Origin of the sequence: Leuconostoc aquikimchii (genome assembly GCF_040838325.1) — a bacterium.
Taxonomy (GTDB): domain Bacteria; phylum Bacillota; class Bacilli; order Lactobacillales; family Lactobacillaceae; genus Leuconostoc; species Leuconostoc aquikimchii.
On record NZ_JBFPER010000001.1, the window covers coordinates 1,673,173 to 1,690,354 of the forward strand.

Genomic DNA, 17,182 nt, shown 5'->3' on the forward strand with positions numbered 1-17,182 from the left:
ACCAAACGGTGGTTGTGATAGAAGTTATTTGATTGGTGCTTGATATGGCATAATTGGCGTTGTGACACCCGCATTTGTCGCATACGTATATTTTTGACTATCTAATCTCGCTAGATTCTGTGTCCGTCCAGTCACAATTACACCAGCAAATTTTGCCGTTTTGAGATTCTTGGAAACTTGTTTTTGACCATCTTTTGCAATATCAACATTATTCACGGTTCGCTGTCCGAACTCTTGTTTTAACGCGCTTTTTAGTCCTTGATAACCCAAAAACTCGTTTCCACCTGCTTTTCCTTCAGTCAGTTTTCCGGTACCATCATCGCTAGCATTTAAACCGACATAAGAACCTGCAGCACTCATTGTGTCCAATTTATCACTATGAATACCTAACCAATAATAATTGATCATGACATTTTCGGGTATCATTTGGCGAATGTCATCATAGGAATAGCGCTTATCAAAAGTGATCGCCACCTCACCCAAAGTATTTGATAATTGACTTAATGTCTCGGCCTCATGTGTTGGTATACTGGGCTCTAACAACGCTTTTTTATCTTTTGCAGATTGATATGCGCGTTCATACTTCACATTGAAAAATATTGGTTCCTTTTGTTGTGATTGCCGGTTTCTAGCAATTATTTCTTTAGTTTTTGGATTTTTATTATACATATTTGGTTCTTGTGCAGAAGCACTTTCAATACCATGCGTGTTAAATGTCACATTTTTTTCTGGATAAGCAACCCGATAACCATCAATATTTTTTTCGCGGTCACTTTTCAATGTGCTCTGTGTTGTTTTTGTCATTGAAAAATATTGTGATGTCGATATAATATTTGGTGAAGAGATAAGATCATCAATATTAAATTGCCGTTGTTGTTTTGCAGCTTGTTTGACCATTTGTCTGCCTAATTGCTTATATACAGCATAGAACAAACTACCACCAACTATTGCTGTTACTGCACTCGTAACCGCTATTATTTTTAACCATTTCTTGCGTTTCTCTGTTCTAATAATCTTTTCAAAATTAACATTATCACTCATTTTCGTACCCCATCATTATGTCTTTTAATTGCTGTCTCGTTCGATACAAATCTACTTTAATTTTTGATGTACTGACATCATATATCATAGCGATATCGTTGATGTGTTTTCGATCATCATAATATAATACAATCAACGCGCTTTGGTAATCATTTAACTTTTCCAATGCGCGTTGTAAACCACTATAATCTGTCAAAACTGGCTCAACTTCAGAATATTGTGCATATTGTTCTAGTAAAATATCACGATAACGTCTTTGTCGGCGGTAGATATCGTAAAAACGCGATAACGCAACACGATACAACCACGGTCTTAATTTATCAGGTGCCAATAAAATATCTGCTTGAAGTAATTTTACAAAAACATCTTGCAGAATATCTTCCGCATCACCCTTTTTAGCACCATTATTAATCAAAAAACCAATGATCTCATTTGCAATATTGATCAGCTCTTTTTCATAGTTATTAATCTTCATATCCCCTCCTTTCATAGATATAACGAACGAATTAGTAAATGGTTACAAAAAACACAAAAAAACTGCAAACACGACTTCAAAACTCAAGTCATGTTTGCAGTTTTTTTAATTTAGTTTGAAAATTACAATACTTTATTTCGTTGCTGCTTCAACTAAGGCAATCACATCTTCATTAGTTTCCGCGTCTAAGGCCTTCGCAGCTAACAACTTCATGTCAGCTGTATCCAACTTTTTCATCAACGAACGTGTCTGCAAAACAGATGGTGCACTCATTGAGAATTCATCCAATCCCATACCCATCAAAACAGGCACGGCAATCGGATCACCAGCCATTTCACCACACATCGCAACAAATTTACCTTCATTGTGAGCTGCTGTAATCACAGTATTAATTAAACGTAGAATTGAGGGGTTATAAGGTTGATACAAATAAGCAACTTTATCGTTACCACGATCGGCAGCCATGGTATAACCAATCAAATCATTCGTACCAATTGAGAAGAAGTCAACTTCTTTAGCAAATTTATCTGCCAAAACGGCCGCGGCTGGAATTTCAATCATAATTCCCAGCTTGACATCACCCATTGACACACCAGCTTTTTCAAGTTTGGCGCGTTCTTCCAAGTACACTTTTTTGGCCGCACGGAACTCACCTAACGTGGCAATCATAGGGAACATAATCCACAAATCACCATAAGCAGACGCACGTAGCAACGCACGTAACTGTGTTCGGAAAATTTCTGTTTGATCCAAAGAAATACGAATGGCACGATAACCTAAGAATGGATTCTCTTCTTTTGGTAATTTCCAGTAGCTCAAATTCTTATCGCCACCAATGTCCATGGTACGAACAGTTACCGGCTTACCAGCCATCTTTTCGACAACTGTTTTATAGGCTTCAAATTGCTCATCTTCGGTTGGCAAGTGATCTGATTCCATATATAAGAATTCAGTTCGGTATAAGCCAACACCTTCGGAACCGTTTTCTAGTACAGCTGCCATATCCTTAGGCGAGCCAATATTAGCCCCCAACACAAAGTTTTTGCCGTCAGCACTAACTGATTGTTGGTCTTTTAACAAAGCCCATTCAGCACGTTGTGCCAAATAATCGGCTGCTTTTTGTTGGTAAGATACCAATGTATCGGCATCTGGATCAACAATCACATCACCAGTCAGGCCATCAACAATCACAGTGATACCATCGGTTATTTTTTGCGTAGCCACTTCAGATCCTACCACTGCAGGAATTTCTAGTGTACGTGCCATAATTGAAGCATGTGCTGTGCGACCACCCAAGTCAGTTAAGATACCCTTAACAAATTGACGATCAAGTTGAGAGGTATCAGAAGGTGTTAAATCTTTCGATACTAAGACAACCTCTTCGTCAATTAAAGCAGGATTAGGTAATGACACATTTAAAAGATGCGACAAAATACGTTTAGTCACATCACGAATATCTGCTGCACGTTCTTGCATATAAGCATTATCAGTCATTGCTTCAAACATGCCAATATACATGTCTGTCACTTCTTTAACTGCTTGTTCCGCATTTACCTTATCATCAGCTATTTTCTGTTTGAATGCGCCAGACATTTCTGGATCTGACAAAATCATTAAGTGTGCCTCAAAAACTTGGGCCTCATCTGCTCCCAAATTCTTTTCAGCGCGGGATTTAATGATTTCAACATCCACACTAGCAGCCTTCAAAGCATCGTCGACACGAGCTTGTTCAGCTGTCACATCTGTAATTGTCGTCTTAGTAAAAGACAAATCTGGATCAACTAACAAATAGGCTTTAGCGATTGCTATCCCATTACTTGCCGCGATTCCTTTGAAGTTATTAGACATTGTTATTCTGCAAGTCCTTCTGTTTCCATTGCTTCAACGATAGCTGTCATAGCAGCTTCTTCATCGTCACCGTCTGTTTTGATTGTCACATCGGCACCTTGACCAACACCCAATGACATCACACCCATGATTGACTTCAAGTTAACATCTTTACCTTGATATGACAATGTCACATCTGAAGTGAATTTCGATGCTGCTTGTACCAACAAAGTTGCTGGGCGTGCATGGATACCTGTTTCTGCTACGATATGAAAGTCTTTTGATTGTGTCATAATTAATTTCTCCTTTTTAGCTGTTAAACAGCCTCTGTTATTAGTTTATCAAAGCGCTTACAAAATATCAAGTGAATTATCGCGTAAATCCTTGATATATCAGGCAAAAACGTCTAGAATGCCTATCTGACGGCGTTTCTTATGTAAACGTTTACATACTGATTACGAATTGTTTTCTGTAAACGTCACCCGTCACGCTTCACAACCTGTTGTCATATACTAAATTCTTGGTTACCTGCAGATTTTGCCAGTCGATTATTAAATGCCTTACCAATACCGATTGGCGACATTTTTTCAACATAAATTGTCGTAATTTGTTCTTCATCATCATAAAAACGTAAACCAGCAAATAATTGTTCCGTTGCGTTTTCCAGTGTTTCACCAAGCGACCATGATTGTTCTAAAGACAACTGCATCACAGCAATTGTTGTATCTTGTGCCATGACAACATCGTTTGATTGTAAAATGCGCTTGAGATCCAAAGCATCTAATCGATCAAACATGATGACTTTTTTATCTGGTGCGTAGTGCCGATATTTCATCCCTGGTGCTTTTGGTATCACATCACTCGCCACTGATTTCGTACTCGTCGCATCAATCACTGTGACACCAAGTGTATCTTGTAATTGTTGCTGCGTGACGGCACCAGGACGTAAAATAGTTGGCACTTTAGAAGACATATCAACAACAGTTGATTCTACACCAATTTGCGTTGGTCCATCATCGATAATTGCAGCAATTTTGCCATTCATATCATGCCACACGTGTTGCGCAGTTGTTGGTGACGGTTTGCCAGAAGTATTAGCACTCGGCCCAACAATTGGTACACCAGCCGCCCGAATCACTGCGCGTGCCACATCATTATCTGGCAATCGAAATGCGACAGTTTGTAAGCCACCAGTGACAATCATAGATACTTTTCCTGGCTTAGTGGGTAAAATAATCGTCAAAGAGCCTGGCCAAAAAACTGCCATTAAGTGTTGCGCCGCTTCTGAAATCACAACAAAGGCATCTAATTGCTGTACATCAGCTACTGTCATAATTAATGGATTATCTGCTGGGCGCCCTTTAGCTGTAAAAACTTTTTTTACAGCCAACTCATTCGTTGCATCAGCGCCTAGACCATAAACAGTTTCCGTGGGAAAAGCCACGACTTCACCTGCTTTAAGTAAACCACCAGCATGTTGTATATCTTTACTTGTTAATAGTTCAGTCTTCATTATAAAAGTATGCGTTGCCAATTGATAATAAGCTTACGCGACTATCCTTTCACTACCCGTACCATTCTATCCAGGCCGGAGAAATCTTTTTTTAGGGTTACTTCTGCTTGTGGTAAGGCATGCTGCATCATCGCCACAACTTGTTGTCCTTGCTTGTAACCAATTTCAAAATACGCACGCCCGTTATCGGATAAGTAAAGCGCCAAATCTGCTGCTATTTTTTCATAGATTGCTAAACCATCATGATCAGCAAATAATGCTGTATGTGGCTCATATTCAAGTACGTTGCCACCCACCTCATCTTCATCAGTTGTTGCAATGTAGGGTGGGTTACTAACAATTATATCAAATTCAAGTCCTGCTACAGCACTATAGACATCACTCTTGACCACATGCAGATAATTCAAACCAAAACGTTGCGCGTTCATTTCCGCAACCGCTAAAGCGCCTGATGAAATATCTGCTGCAAATCCGCGTACACGGGGATTTTCTAACATTAACGTTTCAATAATAGCACCCGATCCCGTACCAATATCTAAGATAGACACCGGTTTACCAGTTGTACGATTCAAATCTTTTAAAATCCATTCAACGAGTTGTTCCGTTTCGGGACGTGGTATCAAAACCCTTGGATCAACCATAAATTCACGACCATAAAAAGGCGCATGCCCTAAAATATACTGCACGGGCTCATTGTTCATCAACTTGGCCAGCCATTGTGGCCAAACAGTTGCTAAATCAGTTGGCATCGTCCGTGTAATATTGGCACGCAGATAAGCATAGTTAATATTTAAGGCACCACTCAATAAAAAATCCACATTATCCTGTGCATCTTCTTTTGGCATACCAACACTTGTTAATTCTGCAATTGCCCACTTACGACCCTCAAGTAACGAAATTTTAACATCGCTTGGTTTTGTCGGTTTCTTAATATCGTCCCAATCATACCAGTTAGGTGCAGTCAACTTATCTGGCGTGATTTTACGTGCCGGTTCGTCATTACCAACCTGCTTAAATTGTTTTGGCGTTTCAAATTTTTTTTCAGTCATTTTTAGGCTTGATTGAGTTCGGCCAATTTGGCTGTCTGATCAGCAATGACCAAGGCAGCCACAATGTCACCCAGTTCACCGTTCATGATACGGTCCAGTTTGTTAAGTGTCAGACCAATACGATGATCTGTGACACGATTTTGCGGATAATTATACGTACGAATACGTTCAGACCGATCGCCAGTACCAACAGCAGACTTGCGTTTTTGAGCATACTCAGCTTCATTTTGTTGTGCATAAAAATCATATACACGGCTGGCAAGTAACTTACGCGCTTTATCACGGTTTTTTATTTGCGTACGCTCTTCTTGCATTTTAACCATGATGCCAGTTGGCTTGTGCACTAAACGTACAGCCGTTGAAACTTTGTTGACATTTTGACCACCAGCACCACCTGAACGGAAAAATTCTTCTTCCAAATCAGATTCAGCGAGTTCAAAATCAATTTCTTCAAATTCAGGCATCACCCCAACAGTCGCAGTTGATGTATGCACACGACCTTGCGTTTCTGTTGATGGTACACGTTGTACACGATGTGCACCGGATTCAAATTTTAATTTTGAATAGACATTGTCCCCAGTAATCATAATAGCGACTTCTTTATAGCCACCAACTTCAGTAGCTGTTTCATCAATGATACTGACAGCCCAACGTTGTTTCTCTGCATAGCGCCGGTACATATCAAGTAAATCTGCAGCAAATAACGACGATTCATCGCCACCTGCTGCGCCACGAATTTCCATAATAATATTCTTATCATCATTTGGATCTTTTGGTAACATCAAAATTTTAAGCTGATCTTCTAATTCAGCTTTTTCAGGTTTCAACGCGTTTAAGTCTTCTTTAGCAAGCGGTGCCATTTCCGCATCATCAAGCATGCCTTCTGCATCAGCAATACCTTGCATTACCCGTTGATAGTGCGTATAAACTGTCACAGTTTCACGCATTTCACCTGCTTCTTTTAACAATGCCATATATTTTTGGCCATCACCAGCAACATCTGGATCGGCTAACTGTTCGTTTAGTTCATCGTAGCGATCAACAACTGTTTGTAATGATTGAAATATTGGGTCCATCTATTATTCTCCAAGATGTGAACTGTTTTCTAATTGTATCAGTTCACGTATTTATTTTATGTTATGTACGAATTAACTGATTGTCAATTCTTATTATATGCTTATTTAGCATTTAAGCACGTCTCTTTTTGTAACTCACACATTAAGTCGTTACTTAATTGGAAACATTGTCGCAATCTTTTCTAAATCAGGATTGTACCAATGCCTGCGGCACGTTGGAATGTACGCTTCGTCACCGCCGATGAAGACTTGCGCACCTTGACGTTGTGGTTTACCATTAACTATTCTCAGTTGTGTTGTTGCTTTTTTACCACAAAACGAACAAATAGTTTTCATTTCTTCTAGCTTATCTGCCAGCTCAATCAAACGTTTTGATCCAGCAAATAAGTTGTTAAAAGCATCTTGTTTTAAGCCAAATGCCATCACTGGAATATGTAACGTATCTACTGTATAGGCTAATTGATCCACCTGTTCTGGCGTTAAAAACTGTGCTTCATCCACTAAAACAACTGCCAAATCGTCAGCTGCCATATTTTTAATCAAGCCATATAAATCGTCTGTTGGTTTGACCGCTAAGGCCTCACGAGACAGCCCAATGCGACTTGCAACAACACCAATACCTGCACGTGTATCAGTAATTGGTGTCATCAAGAGTACTTGTCGACCTTGCGATTCGTAATTGTGCGCCACTTTTAAAATTTCAATCGATTTACCCGAACTCATTGCGCCGTATTCAAAGAATAGTTGTGCCATATTTTTAGCGTGTTAGCGATTGTGTCTCATGACTGCACTACAATCGTTTATAAACACTTATCCTCCTTAATATTAAATAAAAATTTATGTTGTGCATCTTGGTTAAGATGTTCAAACAGAAACTATCACTTACTATTATAGCAATTTTTGACACAACAAAAAACCATGAGTTGACGTGACACCAAAAATTAATGATCAACAACCTGTCGCACTGCTCCGGGTTTAAATAATCCGGCCCACGTCAACGTTTGTGACGTTTTAGCATTCACTAAATCATCCAACCGGCTGATCGCTACACCATGAGTTGGCGCAGAATCATGTAATATGAAACCATTTCCTAGATAAATAGCAGCGTGCAGCCGCTCTTCCGTATATGTATCCGGTGTCACCAATATATCACCACGTTGCATATCAGACCATGCCACAGGCGTACCAACTTGATTCAATAACGTCGTTGAAGCCGCTGACTGAACAACCAAAGGCTGTCCTGCTTGACGATAAAACCAAGCAATAAAAGACGAACAATCAAATTCATTATTGGCAATCGATTTTGGTGTCCTACCACCGCCATAAACATACGGGCTTTTCCCAACGAGTTTCATACCACCGGCGATCGCTTTTTCAACAATTTTGTTGTTACTTGTCACCGATGACGCTGTTTTTTCATAGGCTAATTGTGCGTTACTGACCCCATCTTTATCAAAATAGTAACTATCGCCAGCAATCATTTTTAAGCCATAGACCATTTCACCTGTTTTTGGGGCAAAATAATAGGTTTTTTCCCCAATTGTTTGAAATCCAACTAACTTTTTTTGCGTTGTATTGGCCAGTAAGTATCGCTTAGTCAATGTACTCTTGATTGTTACTTTTTGACCAGTTGTGGTTGTTTGAGTTGGCGATGTGTTAATTGTCATCGCCTGAATTGGCGCGATAAACTGAGATAAATTAATTGTTTTTGTCATCACTAAAATACCCGCTATGCTGCCAAGAACAGGTACGATTAACCACAATCGTTGACGTTTTCTTTTTTTATCCCGTTTCATTCGGGTTCTTTTTGCATTAGGCACTTTGATCATGCTCCTTCTCTAAACAGTTACTTTCTATATCACTTCTATATTAACACGACCGTCTTGTACGAATATTAAATCAACTTAATTGTAATATCACTAAATGGGCCTTAACTTTTAAGTAAAAATCCCCACCACACACCCGCTCGTGGTAAAATTATAGTCATGAAAGTGGGGAAATTATGACACTCAAAAGCACACTAGCACGCGTTACTGCAAAAAGTTCTTATTGGCTCTTGCATGACGTTTTACATCGCGGTGCCACAAGCTTGCCCGGCAAACTCGCGGTAGCAATCGATCCTAATATTTTAACAACTATGCAACAAAATTTTGATTTGATCATTGTAACTGGTACAAACGGAAAAACATTAACTACTGCACTCGTTACACGTGTTTTGCAGGCAGGTGGTTACACTGTTATTACCAACCCATCTGGTTCAAACATGATTCAAGGTATCACCGGTACCCTTGTCACAGCAAAGGTTAAGCCTTCACCAAATGGCGAAAAACCCATTGCTGTCCTTGAAGTAGATGAAGCAAACGTTGAAAAAATCGCCGCTGCTATGAAGCCAAAAATGTTTGTGTTGACCAACATTTTCCGTGATCAACTTGATCGTTACGGCGAAATTTATACGACATACGATAAAATTATTGCTGGTATTAAGCATGCACCCGAGGCTGTTGTTTTAGCTAATGGCGATTCACCCATTTTTACACGCGGTGATTTTACTAATGAACGCAAATTTTTTGGTTTTAATCATGTGCAACCAACCGATTACAGCCCTGCTGTTGCGCCAATTAATACCGATGGTATTTTATCCCCTACCGATCATTCTGTCTTAGAATACGATTTTATAACTTACGCTAATTTAGGTAAATATTTTAGTACGACAGACAGTTTTGTACGTCCAAAACTAAACTATCAAGTCACCAGTGTCGATGAATTAACGCCCAAATATTCAACTTTTAGCATTGATAACACACCACTCCGCATTGAAATTGGTGGTTTGTACAACATTTACAATGCATTAACTGCTTTTGCAGTCGGACGTGAGTTTAACGTCGATTCAAAACAAATCAAAACAGCATTTGAATCTAATGCGCAAATATTTGGCCGTCAAGAAGCCCTTCATGTTGATGGTAAAGATGTCACAATTGTTTTGATTAAAAATCCCGTAGGCACAAATTCTGTCATTGACATGATGCTAACTGAAAAAGATGATTTTTCGTTGTTAGCTTTGCTGAATGCCAATTATGCCGACGGTATTGATACCAGTTGGATTTGGGATGCAGAATTCGAAAAACTACATGATACTCACATCAAAGCAGTTGCTACTGGTGGCGAGCGATACAAAGACCTACAAGTTCGCCTAAAAATGGCAGGTTTCCCAGATCAAGCTGTGTATGAGGATCTGACTAAAATTGTCACAGCAATTAAAGCATTACCAACCGATAAAGTTTATATCGCAGCAACTTATACAGCTATGCTGCAATTACGTGAACAATTGGGTGCAGCTGGCTACATCAAAGGAGGATTTTAATGGCAGATTTTGAGATTTCCGTTGCACACCTTTATGGCAACTTGATGAATACGTATGGCGATTACGGCAATATTATTGCATTGACCTATTATGCTAAACAAATTGATGTGGCTGTTAATTATCATCTGATATCACTTGGTGATAATTTTGATGGCGATAACTTTGACTTTGCTTTATTTGGCGGCGGGCAAGACTATGAAGAAACAATTGTTGCCAAAGATTTGAAAATTAAAGCTGATCAGGTGCGCCACTACATTGAAAACGATGGCCCCTTACTAGCCGTTTGCGGCGGCTTCCAGTTACTTGGCCATTACATGGTCATGGCAGATGGCACGAAGGTTGACGGCATTGGTGTCATGGATCACTACACCACCAACATGCATGACGATAACTTAACTGTGTTAACCGATAAACGACTGACCGGCAATGTTGTGATTAAAAATAATGATACGGGTGAAACTTATCATGGCTTTGAAAACCATCAAGGTCGTACTTTTTTAGGTAAAAATGAACGCGCCTTAGGAACTGTTATTTCAGGAAACGGTAATAACGGTATGGATAAAACTGAAGGTGTGATCTACCGTAACGTTTACGGTTCATATTTCCATGGGCCAATATTTACCCGTAATGGTAATTTAGCTAAACGCGTTTTAGCAACAGCCTTGTCTCGTAAATATCCTAAAGTTGATTGGACTGAGAAATTAGACCAAATTGAAACAGAAACATTTTAGTTAGATAACCGCTATTTTGCAGTCATTCTAAAGTAGCATGTAACACATGACAACAAAAAAGATAACACCAGTAAAAATAATTGTTGGTATTATCTTTTTTTGTGTAGCATGATAGTGAACTATTCACTATCATGCTGCTTCATTTGTTCATCACGTTTAACTTGCTTGACTTTATTTACTTCACGATGGTACCAGCGCATAATCACAACTAAGCCAATTGTCGAGATAAGCATGGCAATTACCACCCAAATAAAAAATAACATTAATTTTGTATCTTGTGACATAACCCATTATTAGCGTGTACTATTTGATGCTATCTCACGCTATTCCCTTTCATATTTACTCTGATAAATGATAATAATAAGTCGATACCGAAATATCTTTTCGCGCAGCAAATGCTGTTCGCAAACGCAACGAATTCTGGTTATGCAAAACATTTTGCCAAGGTTTTTTGGGCACAAACTGTGGTACCAGCACCGTCACAGAATGATTGCGCTTCTCTGCCTGCTTAACCACAGCATCCACAAAACTCAATGCTGGCTTAATAATTGAGCGATATGAAGAATGAATATCAACATATCGGACATCTGGAAAATCAACTTTAAATTGATTAGAAGTTTCTAATTCCTTTTTAGGGTTCACATCAAAGCTCACATGCATGGCCACAACGTAATCACCAATTGATAGCGCATAATCAACTGCTTCCGTTGTTACTTTCGTGACATTTGATACCAATACAATGACAGTTGATCCATCATAATGATGACGCACCGCATGATCATTTTTAGCATATGCTAATCTCAGTTGGCGTGCAATGCTTGTGTAGTGCCGTTTAATTTTCAAGAAAATATACATGACAATGGGCATAATTAATAAATAAGGCCAAACATGTTCGATCCGTGTGGCAAACAACGTTATAACTAATACGGCGGAAATGAAAGCCCCAATAAAGTTAATAATTGCCTTCATCACCCAGTTTTTTGGTCGCTTACGCCACCAGTGAATAATCATACCGGATTGTGATAAGGTAAATGGTACGAATACACCAACGGCATACAATGGAATCAAAGCATTCGTTGACCCATGGAAAATCACCAGCAATACCACTGCCCCAAAAGCGAGTGATAAAATACCATTGGAATATCCTAAGCGATCGCCTTTATCCATGTAAAGGTGTGGCAAATATTTATCGCGCGCCAAATTCAAAGCAAGCATCGGAAAAGCTGAAAAACCTGTGTTAGCAGCAACTGCCAGAATCATGGCTGTTGCTAATTGCACCACATAAAAGCCAACCCCGTGGCCGCCAAATGTCGTAGCCGCAATTTGTGATAATACTGTTGAATGTGCATCTGGTCTAATACCGTACCAATAACTTAAAAATGTAATACCACCAAAGAATGTGGCCAAAATAACGGCCATGGTTGTTAACGTTGCGGCAGCATGACGCTCTTTTGGCACTTTAAAGTTCGGCACCGCATTTGAAATTGCCTCGACACCCGTTAATGATGACGAACCACTAGAAAAGGCACGCATAAATAAGACAAATGATAAACCAGAAAAACTCGTACCCACCCTTGAAGCGGCCTGATAGGGCAACTGTCCAGTGACTGCTTGAAAAAGTCCCCAAAGAATCATTAACGCTATAACCGCCACGAAAAAGTAAACTGGAAACATCAAAAAATTAGCGCTTTCACGTAACCCACGCAAATTCATACCGGTGAGTAAAATAACGACTACAATCGCCAGTGGCACTGCAAAAGGTAACATCTCTGGCACAGCAGCAGTAATAGCATCAGCAGCAGCCGAAGCCGAAACCGCCACGGTTAACATATAATCAACCAATAACGAACCACCGGCAATTAAGCCAGCTTTCGGTCCCCAATTTTCACTGGCCACAGCGTAAGCACCACCACCAGAAGGATAAGCATGAATAATCTGACGATAACTCATGACAATCGCTGCCAGCAGTATCAACACCAATAGAGCAATCGGTAATTGCAACCATAATGCGACAGCGCCAGCAGCCAATAGGGCTGTTGTGATCGATTCAGTACCATAAGCAACTGATGATAAAGCATCTGACGATAATAATGCCAGTGCCTTTGTCTTAGATAAATATTGGCCACCCTCATCCAGTGTTTTTAAGGGCTTTCCAATTAAAATGCGTTTGATATTTTGAAACATATTATTTCTCTCAATACAGTTATTTATTACTCAACATATTGTACGCTCTTTTAACACATAAAAAAATCCCTAAGTTGGATTTATATTCAACTTAGAGATTTTTTAGCTTATTAACAATTGTCATGTCAAATGTCATTTAAATTTTAGCGACAAACGCATTAAATAATGCTTGCGCTTCTGGCACATGCCCCATCAATAACATTTCAGGATGCCACTGTACCGCATAAATTCGGCGGCTCTCATCAGAAAATGCTTCGACAACACCATCAGTACTAGTCGCATCTAGGGTTAGTCCCGCGGCTAAGTCCTTAGCTGCTTGATGATGAAACGAATTAACCAGCGCTTTTTCATTCATCACACCAGTCAACCAGCTATGGCTTTTAAAAACTAAATGATGCGTGGGCATATACCATTTTGTTGGGTATTGATCATGTTTTACCGTCAATGCATGATACTGACTGGGTAAATCTTGATACAATGTGCCACCCAAAGCAACATTGATGATCTGTAAGCCACGGCAAATACCAAAAACAGGTTTTTCTTGTTTGATTGCTTCTAGCACTAGTGCTATTTCAAAAGCATCTCTTCCTTGATCTATTTCAGCTAATTTTAAGTGGGGTTCTTCCCCAAAATATTCAGGGGATACATCCTGTCCACCAACCAAAACTAACGCATCAACGATATCAACATATTCTTTTGCTGCTTCCGGTTTTGCAATTGGTAATATCACGGGTAATGCCCCAGCGTTTGTCACACCATCAATATAATTTTTTTGAACATAATCAACATAATTCGTACCAAATCGCGGATTGGCATGTAAGACATTATTAGACGGAATTCCTATTTTTTTAAGCATGTCATTTCCCTTAGTTAGATTGAATTTTCAGATATTATTTCGCGTACTTATAATTTTGATACCCAATTAATGGATAATTTAGATTTTTAACAGTCTTACTTTGTAAGTGTACGTTTGCTGTTTGATACAATGGCGTGACGCCATTTTCTTCATTATTAATCTTGGCTGCTTCTCGTTCTAATTTATAGCGTGCATCATTAGCAGTATTTTGACGATTAATCTGTTCATAGACTTTATCATAGGCATCATTTTTCCAATTTGTAAAGTTAATAGCACCCTTTGAGTAAGCAATGTCTAAAAAGTCGATTGGATCATCATAGTCTGTTGACCACGACAGTGTGCCTGCCTGAAAATTGTGATTATTAAAGGCAGAAATTTCAGCATTTAAAGGCAATCGATTTAAATTAATCGTGACATCAGGCAATGCAGATTCGATACTTTGTTTCAAGAAAACACCCAAAGCTTTGTAGGAATCCGTATCTGCTGTGTTAAGGGTAATAGCAATTTTTTTCTGACCTAATTCTAACTGCGCTTTTTTAAGGTACTGTTGTGCTTGTTTTTTATTATAAGGTAGTGACAAACCGTCATTTAAATCTTTGCCGTCAATTTTAATTTCACCACTCGGTATAATTGACTTTGCTGGTTTAGAACCATCACCCAATGCTTCGTCAGCTAATGTTTGACGATTAATTGCTAAGCTCACAGCCTTTTTCAAATTAGAATTGCTAGCAACCTTGTCCTTAGCATTCCAAACAATAAAGGCAACACGCCCTGCAGCAGTTTCTTTAATGTCATCGGCATTGGTCTTTTTCAAATCAGACAAGACACTACCCGAAACAGCTGCTTCATCTACTTTTTTCGTTTGAAATTGCTTTGCTGCTAACGTTGTGTCTGTTACTTGAGTCGCTTTAATGATGTCATAGTGCACATCTTTACTATCATTATAATACTTATTTTTTGCAAATTCCCACGTTGTTGATGATTGATTCCATTTTTTAATCGTGTATGCACCATTAGAAACTGTTGTCGCAGCTGTCTGACCGTATTTTTTGCCGTATTCTTTTACCTTAGCGCGATTGATAGGATACAACTGGTTCGCTAAAATAAAATCAAAATAAGGCACAGGATGTGATAACTGAATTTTAACTGTATATTGATCAACAGCCTGAATACCTAAATTATTAACATTTTCATGCTGATTATAAACAGCATCATAGCCAGCGATGTCTTTAAAATGGTTGGCACGCGTTGACTTTGTTTTTGGATCCACTTGCCGTTGGACTGAAGAAACAAAATCTTGCGCTGTTACTTTCGTGCCATCTGACCATTTTGCATTTTTCTTCAAATGCAATGTATATACTGTATTATTTTGTGTTGGTTTAACGATTTTTTGCGCAACGCCAGCCACAATTTCACCATTTTTGCCAGTTGTATAAAGTCCCTCTAATGTTTGGACTTCTGCCCAATTAGCGCCTATTTCATCAGCATAATTAGGATCAAGTGTCGATATGTTATTCTGTGTCGCAATACGTAAAACTTTTTCATTCGTTGATTTTTGTGATTTGGTGGCTATGATAGCGCCACCAATAATCACAACAGCGGCCACAAGGCCGATGATAATTTTTTTGTTCATCTCTCAATTCCCCTTGATTATGTAGTCAACTATACTAACATTAACACATACTAAACATGAGTGTTAGTACAGTTACTGATATTATCACTTATTTAGACTGTCTCTAAAGCATCTTCAAGTGCCAAAATTAAATCAGCCACATTTTCAATGCCAACAGATAAACGAATCAAATCAGGCGTAATACCTGCAGAAGCAAGTTGTGCATCACTTAATTGCGCATGTGTTGTCGATTTTGGATGAATAATCAACGATTTAGCATCGCCAACATTAGCCAATAAGGAAAATATATCCAAATTATTAATCAGGGTTTTAGCCCCTGCTTCACCACTTTTTAAGCCAAAAGTAAAGATTGATCCGACACCGTTTTTGAAGTACTTCGTCGCTAATGACTTATAAGGTGATGCCTCTAATTCTGGATAACTCACCCAAGCCACTTTGTCATGGTGATTTAAAAATGCAACAATTTTACGCGTATTTTCAACATGACGTTCTACGCGTAATGATAGTGTTTCTAAGCCTTGAAGTAAATAAAATGCCGACTGTGGTGCTAACGTTGCGCCTGTATCTCGTAAATATTCTGCTCGAATTTTTGTGACGAATGCGCCTGCCCCAAGCGTCGCCCAAACGAGTCCATTATAAGACTGCGTTGGTGTCGTAAAATCAGGGTAACGACCAGAAGCAACATAATCAAAATCGACTTTTTCAATCACTACGCCACCTAGTGTTGTCCCATGACCACCAATAAACTTAGTTGCTGAATGAACAACAACATCAATGCCATATTCTAATGGTCGTGTTAAAAATGGGGTTGCAAAAGTAGAATCTACCACTGAAATAATGCCATGTTTTTTAGCGATTGCCGCCACTGCTTCAAAATCAATAATATTAATTTTTGGATTCCCCAAACTTTCAAAAAAAATCACTTTGGTATTATCTTGAATAGCATCTTCAAAATTTTTGGGTTCATCTGGATTAACAAATGTCGTTTCAATTCCTAATTTTTTAAGTGTTTCTGAAAATAATTCAATCGTTCCCCCATATAATGTTGACGCTGCAACAATGTGATCGCCACTGTTGGTCACATTTAAAATAGCGGCCGTAACTGCTGCTGCGCCAGATGCTAGTGAGATTGCTGCAGCCCCACCTTCTAGTGCTGCTACACGTGTTTCAAACACCGCATTAGTCGGATTAGTCAAACGCCCATAAATATTCCCAGCGTTTGTTAAAGCAAAACGGCCTGCTGCTTCTTCTGTGTCTTTAAAAACATATGAGGCTGTTTGATAAATGGGTGTCACACGCGCACCAGTTGTCGGATCTGGTACTTCTTGACCAGCGTGTAATTGACGTGTTTCAAAGGCATATTGTTTGTTAAATTTTGTCATAATTAGTCCTCTTTTTTGATTAATGTGATGGCAACTTATTATCATTTAACATCA

16 protein-coding genes are annotated in these 17,182 nt (G+C 39.0%); 2 read left to right on the forward strand and 14 right to left on the reverse strand.

The features are described from left to right. Positions 1–24 precede the first annotated feature (24 nt). The 9 genes from AB3K24_RS08195 to AB3K24_RS08235 all read right to left on the reverse strand — a co-directional run bounded on the left by AB3K24_RS08195 (position 25) and on the right by AB3K24_RS08235 (position 8,810). Positions 25–1,041: an anti sigma factor C-terminal domain-containing protein gene (locus AB3K24_RS08195; RefSeq protein WP_367975024.1), complete on the reverse strand. Its 1,017-nt coding sequence runs from the start codon at positions 1,039–1,041 to the stop codon at positions 25–27. After that, a complete protein-coding gene (locus tag AB3K24_RS08200) occupies positions 1,034–1,516 on the reverse strand; it encodes an RNA polymerase sigma factor (protein ID WP_367975025.1) in 483 nt (160 codons plus the stop codon). Before AB3K24_RS08200 ends, AB3K24_RS08195 begins: the two co-directional genes overlap by 8 nt. Before the next feature lie 132 nt (positions 1,517–1,648). After that, positions 1,649–3,364 carry a phosphoenolpyruvate--protein phosphotransferase gene (gene ptsP, locus AB3K24_RS08205; RefSeq protein ID WP_367975026.1) on the reverse strand — a complete coding sequence of 572 codons (1,716 nt, stop codon included), beginning with the start codon at positions 3,362–3,364 and terminating at the stop codon, positions 1,649–1,651. A 2-nt stretch (positions 3,365–3,366) separates the two neighbouring features. Next, positions 3,367–3,636, reverse strand: coding sequence for a phosphocarrier protein HPr (locus AB3K24_RS08210; RefSeq protein WP_294975634.1), 270 nt, complete (start codon positions 3,634–3,636; stop codon positions 3,367–3,369). 212 nt (positions 3,637–3,848) lie between these two features. Beyond that, positions 3,849–4,856, reverse strand: a complete 1,008-nt coding sequence (locus AB3K24_RS08215) for an L-threonylcarbamoyladenylate synthase (protein ID WP_367975028.1) — start codon at positions 4,854–4,856, stop codon at positions 3,849–3,851. 41 nt (positions 4,857–4,897) lie between these two features. Then, entirely contained in the window at positions 4,898–5,905 is a 1,008-nt protein-coding gene (gene prmC / locus AB3K24_RS08220; RefSeq protein ID WP_367975029.1) for a peptide chain release factor N(5)-glutamine methyltransferase, read from the reverse strand. 2 nt (positions 5,906–5,907) lie between these two features. After that, positions 5,908–6,981 carry a peptide chain release factor 1 gene (gene prfA / locus AB3K24_RS08225; protein WP_367975031.1) on the reverse strand — a complete coding sequence of 358 codons (1,074 nt, stop codon included), beginning with the start codon at positions 6,979–6,981 and terminating at the stop codon, positions 5,908–5,910. Positions 6,982–7,131: 150 nt separating this feature from the next. Then, positions 7,132–7,734 carry a thymidine kinase gene (locus AB3K24_RS08230; RefSeq protein WP_367975033.1) on the reverse strand — a complete coding sequence of 201 codons (603 nt, stop codon included), beginning with the start codon at positions 7,732–7,734 and terminating at the stop codon, positions 7,132–7,134. Positions 7,735–7,922: 188 nt separating this feature from the next. Further along, positions 7,923–8,810, reverse strand: coding sequence for a C40 family peptidase (locus tag AB3K24_RS08235; protein WP_367975034.1), 888 nt, complete (start codon positions 8,808–8,810; stop codon positions 7,923–7,925). A 173-nt stretch (positions 8,811–8,983) separates the two neighbouring features. On the opposite strand from AB3K24_RS08235, the gene AB3K24_RS08240 reads away from it, so the two are divergent. Together AB3K24_RS08240 and AB3K24_RS08245 are read left to right on the forward strand one after the other, a co-directional pair. Continuing rightward, on the forward strand, positions 8,984–10,342 hold the full coding sequence (locus AB3K24_RS08240) for a MurT ligase domain-containing protein (RefSeq protein ID WP_367975036.1): 1,359 nt from the start codon (positions 8,984–8,986) through the stop codon (positions 10,340–10,342). Further along, positions 10,342–11,073 (forward strand): type 1 glutamine amidotransferase, encoded by a 732-nt coding sequence (locus AB3K24_RS08245; RefSeq protein WP_367975037.1) that lies wholly within the window; start codon positions 10,342–10,344, stop codon positions 11,071–11,073. The genes AB3K24_RS08240 and AB3K24_RS08245 overlap by 1 nt, the downstream gene beginning before the upstream one ends. A gap of 119 nt (positions 11,074–11,192) precedes the next feature. Here AB3K24_RS08245 and AB3K24_RS08250 read toward each other — a convergent pair whose 3' ends face one another. The 5 genes from AB3K24_RS08250 to AB3K24_RS08270 form a co-directional block, all read right to left on the reverse strand. Next, a complete protein-coding gene (locus tag AB3K24_RS08250) occupies positions 11,193–11,357 on the reverse strand; it encodes a hypothetical protein (protein ID WP_367975039.1) in 165 nt (54 codons plus the stop codon). 55 nt (positions 11,358–11,412) lie between these two features. Further along, positions 11,413–13,257 (reverse strand): APC family permease, encoded by a 1,845-nt coding sequence (locus AB3K24_RS08255; protein ID WP_367975041.1) that lies wholly within the window; start codon positions 13,255–13,257, stop codon positions 11,413–11,415. Positions 13,258–13,393: 136 nt separating this feature from the next. Further along, positions 13,394–14,113, reverse strand: coding sequence for a gamma-glutamyl-gamma-aminobutyrate hydrolase family protein (locus AB3K24_RS08260; protein ID WP_367975042.1), 720 nt, complete (start codon positions 14,111–14,113; stop codon positions 13,394–13,396). Positions 14,114–14,147: 34 nt separating this feature from the next. Beyond that, positions 14,148–15,746 carry a peptide ABC transporter substrate-binding protein gene (locus AB3K24_RS08265; RefSeq protein WP_367975044.1) on the reverse strand — a complete coding sequence of 533 codons (1,599 nt, stop codon included), beginning with the start codon at positions 15,744–15,746 and terminating at the stop codon, positions 14,148–14,150. 92 nt (positions 15,747–15,838) lie between these two features. Then, positions 15,839–17,128, reverse strand: a complete 1,290-nt coding sequence (locus tag AB3K24_RS08270; RefSeq protein ID WP_367975045.1) for an O-acetylhomoserine aminocarboxypropyltransferase/cysteine synthase family protein — start codon at positions 17,126–17,128, stop codon at positions 15,839–15,841. Positions 17,129–17,182 lie beyond the last annotated feature (54 nt).